Origin of the sequence: Galbibacter pacificus, from assembly GCF_029603165.1 — a bacterium.
Lineage (GTDB): Bacteria > Bacteroidota > Bacteroidia > Flavobacteriales > Flavobacteriaceae > Galbibacter > Galbibacter pacificus.
Genome location: NZ_JAQSVC010000001.1, coordinates 65,928 through 80,227 on the forward strand (window position 1 = coordinate 65,928; position 14,300 = coordinate 80,227).

A 14,300-nucleotide genomic window follows, 5' to 3' on the forward strand; every position below is an offset into this window, starting at 1 on the left:
CAAAATATTATGAATGCAAAGATACAAAGTTAAGTTTGAAAATTGAGTTAAATGGTTGTAAGATACCATACCGAAAAACCCATCAGAAATAGAATCCCTGCCCAGCTTAAAATATGCATTTTAAGACTCGGCTTCCATTTTTCGGGCATATGCTTGGATGATACCAGTTTATAGTTGATAATAGCATAAAATGGCGCAGTAATGAAAGACAAGATGGTGGCAACGTCAATAAGGGTTTTCATTTCCGACATTAAAAACAATAAAATGGCAATGGTGCCCGTTACCAAGATCAATATCCAAATGACAAGGTTGTACTTCCCTTGTATATTATTGAACAACAATGTTGTGCTTTTGGCCATTGCCCTTGGTGAAGCGTCCAGGGTTGTAAGGGTAGTGCTAAACATGGCCGTAAATGCGGCGATGGCAATGATGTAATGAGCATAGGGACCTAATGTGTTGGTGTACATATTTATAAACTGAAACGCAAACTGTGTGGCGCCATTATTAAAGCTTTCGTTGGAGCTATGCATGATTAGCGCACCCAGACTGATAAAAAAGATACCTAAAATAACGGTACCGATATAACCTATATTGAAATCGGTTATGGACCTTTTTGTTTTATAAGATTTTTGAACCTTCTTTTTTTCCAAAGCCCATAAAGAATGCCATACAGAAATATCCAAAGGTGCGGGCATCCATCCCATAAAAGCTATTAAAAAAGTCAACCCCGTTGCGCCGTTAGGAACAATTTGGTTAAAGCTGAGTGTCTCTTTAATTTCGGTAGCAGCAATAACAATGGCAATAAGGGTGCATATGGTTAAAGCGGTTATAATAACCTTCATTAAATTATCAAGTAATTTATATTTACCAATAATTAAAATAATCATACAGAGAAAAGTTATGATGATACTCCAGACGATAGGGTTGGGGGTAATACCGAACAGATTGGAGGCCAATCCCGCAGTAACAATGGTTACAGCGGTCTGGATGGTAAACATAGTGGTGAAGTTTAATATAAAATAGGCGTACAGCACCCCTTTGCCAAGTTTTTTATAGCCGTCCAAAAGGCTTTCTCCCGTGGCCATTGCATAGCGCGGCCCATATTGAAAAAAGGGATATTTAAACAAATGGACCAACAACAATGCCCATATTAAGCCATAACCATAATCGGCTCCTGCCCGTGTGGACTGTACAAGGTGAGATACCCCGATAGCGGCTCCCGCAAAAAGTAATCCGGGTCCCAGTTTTTTAAAAAAGGTCTTCACTAAATTTTAATAATTGGCGGTTAATTATTTGTGCGTGAAAATAAGAAAATTTTAAGCTTTTGGCGATATCAATTTTTTCAATGCTTTTGTTGAAGAGGTTTTAAACCTAGAAAAGAGGATGTTATTTTTTTTTAGCGATAATTTCTGCCAATAATTTTTTTGCCCGTAGAAGTTTTACTTTGACATTGTTGAGGGGTTCGTCCAATTCTTTGGCAATTTCATCATAAGATAGTTCTTGGAAATACCTCAAATTGATAACCCTTTGGTAATGTGGCTTTAGTTTTTTTATGTGTTGAAGAAGGGTGGCTAAATTTTGTTCTGTAATAAGTTTGTCTTCAGCTGTAGGAGCATCATCGGCTAGGTTGTAAACGGTGTTTTCTTCCTGTTGTGATATTTTATGTACAAGTTCGAGCTTCTTTTTCCTGATAAGATCTATGTGGATGTTCTTGGAGATAGTAATGAGCCAAGTTTTAAACTCATACGTATCGTTATAGGTATCGATTTTATCAAAAGCTTTGGAGAATGTTCTTATGGTAATATCTTCGGCTTCGTTTTCGTTTCGGGTACGCATAAGTTGAAAGTTGAATACATCGCCCCAAAAATTATCCAAAAGAAAGCTAAATGATTTTTGATCGCCTTTTTTTGCTTTTTTGATGTATTCTTTTATGTTTTCTGAGGTAACTTCCAATACACTTTGGTGTTTAGGTTCCAAATAAAGATACTAAATTGTCAGAAAAATGAAGAACATACAAACTTTTTATGGTTTATAAATTTCCAAATTTTAGGTGTAAAGAGTTGTGTACTTATGGAAATTAATTATGCTGTGGGGCGGTTTTTTTGCAATCTTGTTCGTCCGGCATTTTTCCGCAAAAGCTACAGGCTTCCCCTTCTTTATTTAAAAATGGGGATTGACTAGCACAGGTCCCTGCAAATTTACCATCTTTTTTAGACCATATTTTTATTGCAATTCCTGCAAATGCTAACCCTAATAAAACTACACTTATTAATAAAAGTTTCATGTTTCTGTGCTTTCTAAAATTAGTCGGGATAAGGGGGTAAACATTTCACTGGAAAGAGCAATTTTGAAAAGCTCTCGGGATTGTTTGCCCGTCTCGACAAAATATTGGTGCAAAGTTACAAAACCAAAGACAAAATAATCTAAACGTAAGCTTAAAAATACGGTATAAAAAGTATAACCCCAGAAAAATCTGAGGTTATACAAGTGGCTGTTTAAGTGTTATTCTGTTAATTTTATATTGGCTACTTCGCTATCTATAGAGGCAAAGTTATCGTTGCCCTTGGATTCAATGGTAATTTTGTAATTGGACGCATTGTCTTTAAAGGGCAAGGCCATTAATTTTCTGTCTGCTTTTTCAATGACCCCAAGGCAAACCATTTCTCCGTTTATTTCGGCCCACATTTTAAGTTCTTTGTCCTTTGGCAGTTCTGGCATGGACAAAACATTTATGGCAGAGAGTTTTTCTTTCGGGTTTACATAGGCAACCGACCTAAGGTTTTTGGCACGCTCGTTACCTTTAATAATGTATTTACGTGTTTCCGGGTCGTTTAAAACCGCATACTTGCTTTTAATATTCTCCAACTTTGCATTGGTAGATACGATGTCGTTTTTAAGGTTCTCTATTTGGCTGGCTACTGTGTTTTTTTCAGTAGAAAGCAACCTGTTCTGTTTCCATAAAGTAATTGTGGTGGCACCAAATAATAAGGTGGTAACACAAGCGGCAATAAAATACCAAGGAACACTTTTTTTAGGGGCACTTGCAGCAACGGTTTTGGTTGCTTTAACTTGTGCCATCACTTCGTTTTTTACGTTTGAAGGAACTTGCATGGCATGTGCTTTTGCGTATAGTTCCAAATTTTCTTGCAAAGTAATGTATTCCTGCTCTACTTCAGGGTATTTGCTTATAAAGTGCTCAATACGAACCTCTTCCTCCTGACTTACTTCGCCTAGCATATAACGTTCCAGTAAGTCGCTTTCCAAAAATATTTTTACTTCATTTTTCATGGCTTTAACTGAATTATCAAATAAAACAAAATTGACAATGTAGCAGGATCATATATTCGTCTTAATTCTCTTAATCCTATCTTTAACCTGGATTTAATAGTACCTAAAGGAATGTCCAGTTCTTCGCTTGCTTCTTGTTGTGTCATGCCTTTGAAGAATAAGGCCTCCATTACAATTTTGTACTTCTCGTCAAGGGAGTTTAAATGTTTCTTGATATCGATGTGTTCCGGATTTACACTTTCAACTCCTAAATTATATACGTCTGAAACTTCGATTTGGATTTCTTGATCGCTTTTTAAATTGGCACTCCGTATTTTATCGATGGCCGTATTGCGCGTAATTCGGAACATCCAGGTAAAAAGTTTTGATTTTTTTGCGTCGTAAGTATCAATTTTTTTCCAGATTTTCATCAAACTAATCTGTAAAACGTCTTTGGCAAGGTCTTCGTCCTTGGTAATTTTCATGGCGACGCCAAAGAGCGTATCTCCATAATATTCGTATAAAAGAGACATCCCTTTTTCATCCCTTTTTTCGAGAAGTGTTATTATATTCTTTTCTAGAAGTTGACTCATCCGATTTTACTTGAAATATATATTTGGGGCATTACCATAGAAGTCAATTTATCAAATGGGTAAATCCAAAAGTATTAATTAAAACGTTAAAAAATGCCAGTGCGTATATTTTTCTTTCTTTTGGCTCTTTTTGGATATCAGTAGACATTTACTTCCGGCTCTATCAAGATATTGAATTTTTCTTTTACAGATTGTTGTATTTTAAGGGCAAGGTCCCAAAGTTCCTTGCCAGATGCATTTCCGTAGTTAACCAAGACCAGTGCCTGGTTTTTATGGATTCCGGCATCGCCATAGCGCTTGCCTTTGTACCCGCATTGTTCAATAAGCCATCCGGCCGGAATTTTAACTTCGGTTGCCGATACCGTATAATGGGGAATTTCGGGATATGTTTTTTTTAAGGTTTCAAACACTGAGGTTGGCACTACTGGATTTTTAAAAAAGCTACCGCTATTACCCAGCTCTTTTGGGTTGGGCAGTTTGCTTTCGCGAATATTTATAACCGCATTGGAGATTTGCCTGATGTTCGGGTTTTTTATTCCCTGCTTTTGTAATTCGGCCCCAATGGCACCGTATGAAATGTTGATATTATGATTGTTGGATGTAAGCCTAAAAGTTACCGAGGTGATAATGTACTTCCCCTTGTTTCTTTTAAAGAAAGAATCCCGGTAAGCAAACCGGCAATCTTCCCTTGTAAATGAAACGGGTTCAAGCGTATTTGCATCGAGGGCTTCGCACGAATGAAATATATCTTTTAGCTCTACCCCGTAAGCACCAATATTTTGAATGGGCGCCGTACCTACATTTCCGGGAATAAGAGAGAGGTTTTCAAGTCCGCCCAGGTCTTTGCCAATGGCCCATTGTACAAATTGGTGCCAATTTTCCCCGGCAGCTACTTTTACATAGGTAAAGTCATTTTCCTTTAAAATAATATCAATGCCCTTTAAATCTATTTTTATTACCAATGCTTCAATGTCCTGCGTTAATAGCATATTACTGCCTCCCCCAAGAACAAATTTTTGCGGGTATGTCTTTAATTGCAATACCTCTTTAAGCTTGTCAACAGAAGAAACAGCAATAAAGTTCTTTGCTTTAACAGCTATTCCAAAGGTGTTAAAAGGTTTTAAGGAAACGTTATGTTCAATAATGTCCGTTTTATGCATTGTATTTTTTTAAAGCCTCTTTTATTATAGTTACGGCTTTTACCAAGTTTTCTTTTTTAAGCACATAGGCAATACGAACCTGATCGTAGCCAATGCCCGGGGTAGAATAGAATCCTGCCGCCGGTGCCACCATAACGGTTTCTCCGTTTAGGTTGAATTCTTCGAGTAGCCATTGTGCAAAATCGTCTGTATTTTCAACGGGCAGTTTTACAATGCAATAAAAGGCTCCTTGTGGTTTTGCTACCGTAACACCTTCTATTTTGTTCAGTTCGGTTATTATCAAATCCCTTCGTTCTACATATTCTTCAATTACTTCGTCAAAGTAACTTTGTGGGGTATCCAGAGCGGCTTCACTTGCAATTAAAGCAAAAGAAGGCGGCGAAAGGCGTGCTTGGGCAAACTTTAAAGCCGTGTTTATTATTTCTTTGTTCCGGGAGATCATGCAACCTATCCGGGCTCCGCACATACTGTATCTTTTTGATACCGAATCTACTACAATGGCGTAGTTTTCCAAGCCTTCTTCTTGTAGTATTGAATAATGCTCGGCACCGTCGTATGCAAATTCCCTGTACACTTCATCTGCAATCAGGAAAAGATCATGCTTTTTAACAATAGCTGCCAATTTTTTTATTTCTTCCCTTGAATAAAGGTAGCCGGTTGGGTTTCCGGGGTTGCAAATAATTATGGCCTTGGTTTTTGGGGTAATAAGTTTTTCAAAATCTTCAATGGGCGGGAGCGCAAAATTATCGTCAATTTTAGAGACCACGGGAACCACGTTTACACCCGACGCTGTAGCAAAACCATTGTAATTGGCATAAAATGGTTCCGGAATAATAATTTCGTCTCCCGGATCTGTAATAGACCCCATGGTAAACATAAGTGCCTCAGAACCCCCGGTGGTAATGATAATTTCGCTTGGATTGATATCTATATCCCTTTTTTTGTAATATTCGGCAAGCTTGGTTCTGTATTCTTCAGAGCCTTCGCTCCTGCTGTACTCTAATATTTCCAGCGTATTGTCTTTAACGGCATCCAACGCCACTTGAGGAGTTTTAATATCGGGTTGCCCAATATTTAAATGGATAACATTAACCCCTCTTTTTTTAGCATCCTCGGCATACGGGACTAACTTTCTAATAGGCGATGCAGGCATTTTTAAGCCTTTCTCAGAAATTATCGGCATATCTCAAATTTTATATCGTGCAAATTTGCAAAATATATTTCATAAATCATTACATCCATGCGGGAGTTATTAAGGGAATTGAATGTTAAATTCTTAAAAAAATTGCATAAAATTTATTAAATTTATAATGATTTCAGTAAGGCTTTGGGTCATGGCTGTTTTAAAACATATTATCTCCTTATTATTGTTAACCGTTTGTTATTTTTCATATGGTCAGGGAGGCTTTAGTTTAAAAAGCGGGGAAAAACATGAAAAAGTCAAGTTTGATTTTGTAAACAACCTTATAATACTGCCCGTAACCGTAAATGGTGTGGAACTTTCGTTTATTCTTGATACGGGCGTGAACAAACCCATTTTATTCAATATTACCCAAACGGATTCCGTAAAGATTAATAATTCCGAAAAAATCCTTATCAAAGGTCTGGGAGATGGGGAGCCCGTTGAGGCAATTCACTCAAAGAACAATAGGTTTCAACTGGGCGATGTATTTAACTACAATCAGGATTTTTATTTAATAGCCGACAGCAGCATCAATTTTTCACCCAGGATCGGGTACAGGGTCCACGGGATTATTGGCTACGATTTGTTGAAAAATTTTATTGTTGAAATAGATTATTCAGCAGAAAAGATAAAGTTTTACGACCCCGATGCATATTCATATAAAAGATGCCGAAAGTGTGAAACCTTGCCATTGACCATTGAAGGGAGCAAGGCCTACATAAATGCCAATATAAAGCAGTATACAACCATTGAAGAAATAAACGTGAAGCTTTTGCTGGATAGTGGTAGCTGCGATGCCATTTGGCTTTTTGAAAACAATGAACAGGCAATAACGGGCCCTATTAAATTTTTCGACGATTTTTTGGGTTTTGGGCTCAGTGGGAAAATTCATGGTAAAAGGGCGCGTGTGCAGCGGTTTGGAATTGGTGATTTTGAACTGCACGAAGCAAAGGTGGCCTATCCCGACTCTACGGCATTACAATACATAACGCGTATGGATGACAGGAACGGCTCGGTCGGGTCCGAGATTTTAAAACGGTTTGATATGGTGCTGGATTACCCAAATGCGAAAATAACCTTGAAAAAGAACGGGAGTTTTAACGATCCCTTTAAATATAACATGAGCGGGATTGAATTGCAGCATAACGGACTTAGGTTGGTTAAACAATTGGTGGACGACGTGGAATCTGGCTATGCAAATACCAATGAAAACGGAATTAAGGTATATACCCGTAATCAATTTAGTTTTGAACTGCACCCTGCCTTGGAAATTGCCCAAATAAGGGAAAACAGCCCTGCGGCCCTTGTGGGATTAAAAGAAGGCGATGTAATCGTTAAGGTAAATAACAGGCCCATATACAGGTATACCTTGCAGGAAGTAAGCGAGATGATCAACGAGCGGGAAGGCAAGAAAGTAAACTTAACAATAGACCGCAAAGGTTCCATCCTTAAGTTTTCTTTTGAATTGGTAAAGGTTTTATAAACGAAAAAGCGGCTCCGAAGAACCGCTTTTTTAATTTTTAATAATCAAAAAAAATTATTTCCCTGTGCTATTTGCCAATACGGTACCTTTAATTTTAATGGCTACCGTGGGCGTATCTGCATTCGATTCCACAGTAATGGTCTTTCTTATGGGTCCAACACGATTGGTATCATATTTAACCTCGATTACTCCTGTGTCGCCGGGAGCAATGGGATCTTTCGGTTTTTTGGGTATCGTACATCCGCAGCTTGAGCGGACATTAGAGATTACTAAAGGAACTTCTCCTGTGTTTGTAAACTCAAATACACGAACTCCATCGCTTCCTTTAGCGATTTCACCATAGTCGATCACGTCTTGTTTAAATTCTATTTTTGCTGTTTTTTCCTGAGCTTGGGCCGCAAAACCTATCACTCCAACAAATAATAGCATTAGTAATTTTTTCATCGTTTTTCAGATTTAAGTGAATATCAAATTTAATTACTTTTAGTTAACCCGCAAAATTTATTGATTGCCTTTTATAATCCTACGGATATAGCTACTTTTGCATTCTTAAACCAAAAAGTGTTCCGAAAATGAATATTCCATCAAAATATGATGCCAAATCGGTTGAAAACAAGTGGTATGAGTACTGGATGAAACATGATTTTTTTCATTCAGAACCCGATGAAAGAGAGCCATACACCATTGTAATTCCGCCGCCAAACGTCACGGGAGTATTGCATATGGGGCACATGCTTAATAACACCATTCAGGATGTTTTGATAAGAAAGGCCCGTTTAAAAGGGTACAATGCCTGTTGGGTGCCAGGTACCGATCATGCCTCTATTGCCACCGAAGCAAAAGTGGTTGCCAAACTAAAAGAACAGGGCATTAATAAAACCGATCTTTCCAGGGAAGAATTTTTGGAACATGCTTGGGACTGGACGCATGAATATGGAGGCGTGATACTCGATCAGCTTAAAAAGCTGGGCTGTTCATGCGATTGGGACCGGACCAAATTTACAATGGATGGCGATATGTCAGCAGCTGTAATAAAGGTTTTTGTCGATTTGTACGAAAAAGGATTGATTTACCGCGGTTACCGCATGGTAAACTGGGATCCAGAAGCAAAAACGACCCTTTCCGATGAAGAAGTGATTTACGAAGAACAGCAAGGATTGTTGTATTACATATCGTATGCTATAGAAGGAAGTGATGAAAAAATTACCATTGCTACCACTCGCCCGGAAACTATTTTAGGAGATACTGCCATTTGCATCAATCCCAACGATGAACGTTACAGCAACTTAAAAGGAAAAAAAGCAATTGTTCCGTTGGCCGGACGCGTAATTCCCATTATCGAAGATGAATATGTGGATTTAGAATTTGGGACAGGTTGTCTGAAAGTAACCCCTGCACACGACGAAAACGATAAAAAACTGGGCGACAAGCACCATCTGGAGGTTGTTGATATTTTTAACGACGATGCCACCCTAAACAGTAACGGGCTTCATTACGAAGGAAAAGATAGGTTTACGGTAAGAAAGGAAATCTCCAAGGAATTGGAAGAAAAGGGTTTTTTGGTTAAAACCGAAAACCACCTTAATAAAGTAGGTACTTCCGAGCGTACCAAAGCTGTAATTGAACCAAGGCTTTCCGATCAATGGTTTCTAAAAATGGAAGAGTTAGTAAAACCTGCCTTAAAAGCAGTCTTGGACGATAAGGAAATTAAACTTTTTCCTTCTAAATTCGAGAATACCTACCGCCATTGGCTGGAAAACATCCGCGATTGGAATATCTCCCGGCAATTGTGGTGGGGGCACCAAATACCCGCATATTATTACGGAGATGGCGAAAACGACTTTGTGGTTGCCGAAAATGCCGAAAAAGCATTGCTAAAAGCCAAAGAAAAATCGGGAAAAAGTGCTTTAACGGTTAACGATTTAAAACAGGATGAAGATTCTTTGGATACATGGTTTTCTTCTTGGTTATGGCCCATGAGTGTCTTTAACGGTATTGTCGAGCCCGAAAACAAAGAGATTTCGTACTATTACCCAACCAACGATTTGGTGACCGGCCCCGATATTTTATTTTTCTGGGTGGCAAGAATGATTTTTGCCGGGTACGAATTCCGTGGCGAAAAACCCTTCAACAATGTATACTTAACCGGTTTGGTGCGTGATAAACAGCGCAGAAAGATGTCAAAATCTTTGGGAAATTCCCCAGATGCGTTGAAGTTGATTGAAGAATTTGGTGCCGATGGAGTTCGTGTGGGCTTGCTGTTGAGCTCAGCCGCAGGAAACGATTTGTTGTTTGACGAGGCACTTTGCCAACAAGGAAAGAACTTTGCCAATAAGATATGGAATGCCTTCCGTTTGATAAAAGGGTGGGAGGTTGCAAATATTGAACAACCAGGGTATGCATCAATTGCTATTGAATGGTATAAGAATAAATTTCAGCATACTTTAAAAAATATAGAAGACCAGTTTTCCAAATACAGGATTTCTGATGCCTTGATGGCTACCTATAAACTTGTTTGGGACGATTTCTGTTCTTGGTTATTGGAAATGGTCAAACCTGCATACCAACAGCCAATCGATGCTAAAACATACAAAGAAGTAATTGCTTTGTTTGAAGCCAATTTAAAATTGTTGCATCCGTTTATGCCATTTTTGTCAGAAGAAATTTGGCAACATATGGAAGAACGCAAGCCCGAAGAAGCCTTAATTGTTTCGCAATGGCCCGAAATTGAGAATGTAGATGAGAAAATTATAGGTGAATTTGATTTTGCAGCTGAGGTAATTTCTGGCATTAGAACCATCCGAAAGGAAAAAAACATTGCTTTTAAAAACGAGATTTCCCTTTCTGTGATAAATAACGAAAAGGCTTCTACAATGTTCGATCCTATTATACAAAAACTGGGCAATATCGATACGCTTTCTTATGTAGATGATAAAGTTGAGGGGGCTATTTCCTTTAGGGTTAAATCCAACGAATATTTTGTTCCTGTAGCTGGAGCTATCGATGTGGAAGGTGAAATAAGTAAGATTGAAGAAGAATTAAAGTATACGGAAGGCTTTTTAAAGTCGGTTCAAAAGAAATTGTCGAATGAACGTTTTGTAAACAATGCCCCCGACAAAGTGGTTGCAATGGAGAAGCAAAAAGAAGCCGATGCTTTGGCAAAAATTGAAACCCTTAAAGAGAGCCTTGCGAGTTTGAAATAGGATTCCTTTTTTCTTATTAATAACTTACTATTTTTAAATAGAAACAAGCCAAAGACTTTTAGTCTTTGGCTTGTTTTTTATATATAATGTAGGAATATACTATTGGAATGAAAGCAATTGCTAAAATAGTGGCTATAAATACCTTAGAAAAAAAATCTTTTGGGATTAATAAACTTGCAATGATTACAAAGGTACCTGCAATCATCCATAATTTTCCGGTCATTACATGTGTTTTTTTCCAAACAGATTCGTTTTCGAGTGTCCATGGAGTTTTTACACCAATAAAATAATTGGGCTTAACGGTTTGCATATAATTCCCCAAAACAGCTATAAAAAACCCAATAAGCAAAAACATACTATTTATGTTTAACGATTCTTTTTTTACGGCATAGATTATATAGCAGGCCAATGCACTCATAAACAACACTAGAAAAAATTTAATGCGGTCGTATTTATTCCCCATTTCATCAATCCTTTTTTTAGGGTCGATTTTGGGCGCAAAAAGCATAATTAAATAGGTGAGCAGGGGCAACAATATTGGAATAACAATGAGCTGTATTTTGCCTCCCCAGCGGTCTATTTCACCTTTATAATTAAAGTGCAGGGGGATTTTTTCGTCCAAATCGTTCCATATAATTGCCAAATAGATAAATGGTATTGCCACAATAATTAAATAGCACCATTCGGGAATCTTAAGGGTTTTCATCTGTTTTGTTTTTTAAAGTTAGTATCCAGTTTAATAAGTCATCTAGAATGGTCGTGTTTATGGAGTATATAACAAATTGGCCATCCTTTTTGCTATTGACCAAGTCTGCTCTTTTTAAGAGCTCCAAATGGTGCGAGATACTAGGTTTTGAAATATTGAACTCATTGGCAATTTCACCAGCGCTCATATCCTTTTCTTTTAATAGAGATAATATCTCTCTCCTGGTCGAATCGTTTAAGGCTTTAAAAAGATGGTTCATTAATTGCATATTTAGATAAATATCTAAATATTTTTAATAAAAAACAAATTTTCGATAAAAAATACACTATTTATACTTAAAATATTCCTTAACTAGTTTGATGTATTTTTCCTTGGCTTCGTTTTCGGTCATACCCCTGGCCTGAAAGAGTGCATTTGCTTTAAACGCATTAATTATGGAGCGCCTGCTGCTTGGCGGCTCACTATTTTGAGTAGCTTTTTTATAATAAGCATAAAGGCGCAACAAAAAATCTGCTGGAAACAGTTCTTGGTAATTATTAACGCGCTCTACGGCTTCTTCGAATTCTTTATCTATTTTTTCTTGATTCATTTTTAGGATGCAATTACATCAACTCCCCCCTTAACTTTTTGGTGCAATGCAACCTGTATCTTTGCATTTAGGGGGAGAAAAAGGTCAACACGCGAACCAAACTTTATAAACCCGGCATCGGTGCCCTGCATTACTTCTTCTCCTACTTCTGCATAATTAACAATGCGCTTTGCCAATGCACCGGCTATTTGCCTATATAAAACTTCTCCATATCCCGGATTGTTTATAACCACTGTTGTGCGTTCATTCTCTTCGGATGCTTTTGGGTGCCACGCCACCAAATATTTTCCAGGATGATATTTGCTGTATTTTACAATACCGCTTAATGCATAACGGGTAACGTGTACATTTATTGGGGACATAAAGATAGATACCTGAATGCGCTTTTCCTTAAAGTATTCTTTTTCAAAAACTTCTTCGATTACTACAACTTTTCCGTCAACAGGGGCTATAATGTTTTCATCTGAAATTGTGGTAGAACGTTTTGGGTTCCTAAAAAACTGAAGTATCAATATCAATATGGCCAATAACGATAGCTGGACCAATGTTTTTAGCCAATATGTATGAATGTAAAACTGTGCCGTAATTACGCCAATGGCTATCAAAATAAACGTAACGATAATAATTTTATGGCCCTCTTTATGAAACATAATAAAATATTTGAAGTGTTAGGTAAGCAAAAGGCGCTGCAAATATAAGGCTGTCCAATCTATCGAGCAAGCCTCCGTGGCCGGGTAAAATGGCGCCACTATCTTTTACGCCTGCCAGCCGTTTAAATTTAGATTCTACCAAATCTCCTATAGAGCCGGTTATAACAACAACAATAGTAAGAATAAACCATTGTGCCATACTTAGTTCGTTGCTGTAAACATATAGTAAATAGGAGGCTATTAATGCAAACACCAGTCCTCCAATAAAACCTTCAATGGTTTTTTTTGGGGAAACACTGGGAAAGAGCTTGTGCTTGCCAATACTTTTTCCTACCAAATAGGCAAACGAATCGTTTACCCAGATCAATATAAAAATACCAATAATTAAAGATTTTGCAAAATGGCCTACTTGATAGGGGATCATTGTTAAAAAGATGCACCCGCCACCAATATAAAAAAGAGTTATAATAAATTTTTGCAGGTTGGAATAGCCCAGCTTTTTAGTTGAAAACAGTTTTAGAATCAATACTAGGTTCACGGCAATGCATACCGCGAGCAAAACAGTCCGCAACATGGTTTGTTGATAGATTTCGCCCAACAAATAGATAAATACCCACCATAGGGAGAGAAATGCAAGAAATATATAGTAACCGCTTAAGCGAATAATTTTTTTAAACTCGTAAATGCAGGTAATGCCAAAAATCAAAAACAGAAAATCAAAAGCGTCATTGCTTAGGAATACGGCCGATAACAGTAAAAAAACATAGAGGATACCCGTTAAGGCACGTTTAAAAAGTTCTTTCACAAGGTTGTTAGTTTTTTAGTTTTAGTCCAATAGCTGTTAGGTTGTCCTACAAGTCTTCCAGCAATAGCAAATATAAGTTTTTTGAACTACTTCCGTAGGTAAGAAAATCTTTTTCTTCTTGTATGCTGAAGTGTTTAATGGTCGTGATGTTTGTGGGGATTTGATTTTTGTTTTTGTTTTTAATACCTCTGAGGCCTTCGCCAATGGTATCAACCAGCTGACTTGTAGTTGCAAAAATGATAAAATTGTCGGGAAGGTCGTTTAATTTACTTTCTTTAATTTGGTTGGACGAGATAAGAATGGCACCATTGTCTGCAACAAGGTTTTCACATGGGGAAAGCAATAAGGTGGCGTTATGGCAATTGTTGGAATTACTAAACTTGTATTTTTTAAAAAGATCGTTCAGTTTTGGGTCCAAACAGCATATATGTTCTTTTGTCCAGTTATTTTCTGATAAAATATTGTTGAAGCATTCATGAATTTCCTCCAATGAGTCGCAATAAAGAAACTTGCCACCATTTTTTTTGAAGTTTATGGTGAATTTTTCATCTGTAGGAAGCTTTATTTCCGGCATAAACTTTCCTCTTTCATCAGCTCCTGTGCCAGACGCTTCTTTCTTTTGTTTAGATCCGAAAAGTTTTTTAAATAAGCTCATTCTGAT

General features: G+C 37.5%; 16 protein-coding genes. 2 read left to right on the forward strand and 14 right to left on the reverse strand.

Features of this window, described 5'->3' with window-relative positions; genetic code table 11:
- Positions 1-47: 47 nt before the first annotated feature.
- The 7 genes from PSF86_RS00330 to PSF86_RS00360 all read right to left on the reverse strand — a co-directional run bounded on the left by PSF86_RS00330 (position 48) and on the right by PSF86_RS00360 (position 6,203).
- On the reverse strand, positions 48-1,265 hold the full coding sequence (locus PSF86_RS00330) for an Nramp family divalent metal transporter (RefSeq protein WP_277898068.1): 1,218 nt from the start codon (positions 1,263-1,265) through the stop codon (positions 48-50).
- 121 nt (positions 1,266-1,386) lie between these two features.
- Positions 1,387-1,977, reverse strand: a complete 591-nt coding sequence (locus PSF86_RS00335) for an RNA polymerase sigma factor (RefSeq protein ID WP_407933300.1) — start codon at positions 1,975-1,977, stop codon at positions 1,387-1,389.
- A gap of 100 nt (positions 1,978-2,077) precedes the next feature.
- Entirely contained in the window at positions 2,078-2,284 is a 207-nt protein-coding gene (locus tag PSF86_RS00340) for a membrane or secreted protein (RefSeq protein ID WP_277898069.1), read from the reverse strand.
- A gap of 218 nt (positions 2,285-2,502) precedes the next feature.
- Positions 2,503-3,288, reverse strand: coding sequence for an anti-sigma factor domain-containing protein (locus PSF86_RS00345; protein ID WP_277898070.1), 786 nt, complete (start codon positions 3,286-3,288; stop codon positions 2,503-2,505).
- On the reverse strand, positions 3,285-3,860 hold the full coding sequence (locus PSF86_RS00350; protein WP_277898071.1) for an RNA polymerase sigma factor: 576 nt from the start codon (positions 3,858-3,860) through the stop codon (positions 3,285-3,287). Before PSF86_RS00350 ends, PSF86_RS00345 begins: the two co-directional genes overlap by 4 nt.
- A gap of 137 nt (positions 3,861-3,997) precedes the next feature.
- Positions 3,998-5,020: a UDP-N-acetylmuramate dehydrogenase gene (gene murB / locus PSF86_RS00355; RefSeq protein ID WP_277898072.1), complete on the reverse strand. Its 1,023-nt coding sequence runs from the start codon at positions 5,018-5,020 to the stop codon at positions 3,998-4,000.
- Complete coding sequence (locus PSF86_RS00360) at positions 5,013-6,203, reverse strand: pyridoxal phosphate-dependent aminotransferase (RefSeq protein ID WP_277898073.1); 1,191 nt, start codon at positions 6,201-6,203, stop codon at positions 5,013-5,015. Before PSF86_RS00360 ends, murB begins: the two co-directional genes overlap by 8 nt.
- Positions 6,204-6,330: 127 nt before the next feature.
- Between PSF86_RS00360 and PSF86_RS00365 the strand changes: the two genes are divergently transcribed.
- Positions 6,331-7,686, forward strand: a complete 1,356-nt coding sequence (locus tag PSF86_RS00365; protein ID WP_277898074.1) for a PDZ domain-containing protein — start codon at positions 6,331-6,333, stop codon at positions 7,684-7,686.
- A 54-nt stretch (positions 7,687-7,740) separates the two neighbouring features.
- Here PSF86_RS00365 and PSF86_RS00370 read toward each other — a convergent pair whose 3' ends face one another.
- Positions 7,741-8,130, reverse strand: coding sequence for a DUF1573 domain-containing protein (locus PSF86_RS00370; RefSeq protein WP_277898075.1), 390 nt, complete (start codon positions 8,128-8,130; stop codon positions 7,741-7,743).
- Between the two features lie 128 nt (positions 8,131-8,258).
- Between PSF86_RS00370 and PSF86_RS00375 the strand changes: the two genes are divergently transcribed.
- On the forward strand, positions 8,259-10,889 hold the full coding sequence (locus PSF86_RS00375) for a valine--tRNA ligase (RefSeq protein WP_277898076.1): 2,631 nt from the start codon (positions 8,259-8,261) through the stop codon (positions 10,887-10,889).
- A gap of 58 nt (positions 10,890-10,947) precedes the next feature.
- Here the strand turns inward: PSF86_RS00375 and PSF86_RS00380 are convergent, their stop codons facing one another.
- The 6 genes from PSF86_RS00380 to PSF86_RS00405 are packed head-to-tail and all read right to left on the reverse strand — an operon-like array spanning position 10,948 to position 14,294.
- Positions 10,948-11,595, reverse strand: a complete 648-nt coding sequence (locus tag PSF86_RS00380; RefSeq protein ID WP_277898077.1) for an SdpI family protein — start codon at positions 11,593-11,595, stop codon at positions 10,948-10,950.
- Positions 11,582-11,863, reverse strand: coding sequence for an autorepressor SdpR family transcription factor (locus tag PSF86_RS00385; protein WP_277898078.1), 282 nt, complete (start codon positions 11,861-11,863; stop codon positions 11,582-11,584). Before PSF86_RS00385 ends, PSF86_RS00380 begins: the two co-directional genes overlap by 14 nt.
- A 57-nt stretch (positions 11,864-11,920) precedes the next feature.
- On the reverse strand, positions 11,921-12,184 hold the full coding sequence (locus PSF86_RS00390) for an acyl-CoA-binding protein (protein ID WP_277898079.1): 264 nt from the start codon (positions 12,182-12,184) through the stop codon (positions 11,921-11,923).
- A gap of 2 nt (positions 12,185-12,186) precedes the next feature.
- Positions 12,187-12,834 carry a phosphatidylserine decarboxylase family protein gene (locus PSF86_RS00395; RefSeq protein WP_277898080.1) on the reverse strand — a complete coding sequence of 216 codons (648 nt, stop codon included), beginning with the start codon at positions 12,832-12,834 and terminating at the stop codon, positions 12,187-12,189.
- Positions 12,824-13,639, reverse strand: a complete 816-nt coding sequence (locus PSF86_RS00400) for a phosphatidate cytidylyltransferase (protein WP_277898081.1) — start codon at positions 13,637-13,639, stop codon at positions 12,824-12,826. Before PSF86_RS00400 ends, PSF86_RS00395 begins: the two co-directional genes overlap by 11 nt.
- A 46-nt stretch (positions 13,640-13,685) precedes the next feature.
- A complete protein-coding gene (locus PSF86_RS00405; RefSeq protein WP_277898082.1) occupies positions 13,686-14,294 on the reverse strand; it encodes an LUD domain-containing protein in 609 nt (202 codons plus the stop codon).
- Between the last annotated feature and the right edge of the window lie 6 nt (positions 14,295-14,300).

Coding starts and splice junctions, on each gene's coding strand:
- PSF86_RS00340 (WP_277898069.1), bottom strand. CDS start 2,284: ATGAAACTTTTATTAATAAGTGTAGTTTTATTAGGGTTAGCATTTGCA.
- PSF86_RS00345 (WP_277898070.1), bottom strand. CDS start 3,288: ATGAAAAATGAAGTAAAAATATTTTTGGAAAGCGACTTACTGGAACGT.
- PSF86_RS00350 (WP_277898071.1), bottom strand. CDS start 3,860: ATGAGTCAACTTCTAGAAAAGAATATAATAACACTTCTCGAAAAAAGG.
- murB (WP_277898072.1), bottom strand. CDS start 5,020: ATGCATAAAACGGACATTATTGAACATAACGTTTCCTTAAAACCTTTT.
- PSF86_RS00360 (WP_277898073.1), bottom strand. CDS start 6,203: ATGCCGATAATTTCTGAGAAAGGCTTAAAAATGCCTGCATCGCCTATT.
- PSF86_RS00365 (WP_277898074.1), top strand. CDS start 6,331: ATGATTTCAGTAAGGCTTTGGGTCATGGCTGTTTTAAAACATATTATC.
- PSF86_RS00370 (WP_277898075.1), bottom strand. CDS start 8,130: ATGAAAAAATTACTAATGCTATTATTTGTTGGAGTGATAGGTTTTGCG.
- PSF86_RS00375 (WP_277898076.1), top strand. CDS start 8,259: ATGAATATTCCATCAAAATATGATGCCAAATCGGTTGAAAACAAGTGG.
- PSF86_RS00380 (WP_277898077.1), bottom strand. CDS start 11,595: ATGAAAACCCTTAAGATTCCCGAATGGTGCTATTTAATTATTGTGGCA.
- PSF86_RS00385 (WP_277898078.1), bottom strand. CDS start 11,863: ATGCAATTAATGAACCATCTTTTTAAAGCCTTAAACGATTCGACCAGG.
- PSF86_RS00390 (WP_277898079.1), bottom strand. CDS start 12,184: ATGAATCAAGAAAAAATAGATAAAGAATTCGAAGAAGCCGTAGAGCGC.
- PSF86_RS00395 (WP_277898080.1), bottom strand. CDS start 12,834: ATGTTTCATAAAGAGGGCCATAAAATTATTATCGTTACGTTTATTTTG.
- PSF86_RS00405 (WP_277898082.1), bottom strand. CDS start 14,294: ATGAGCTTATTTAAAAAACTTTTCGGATCTAAACAAAAGAAAGAAGCG.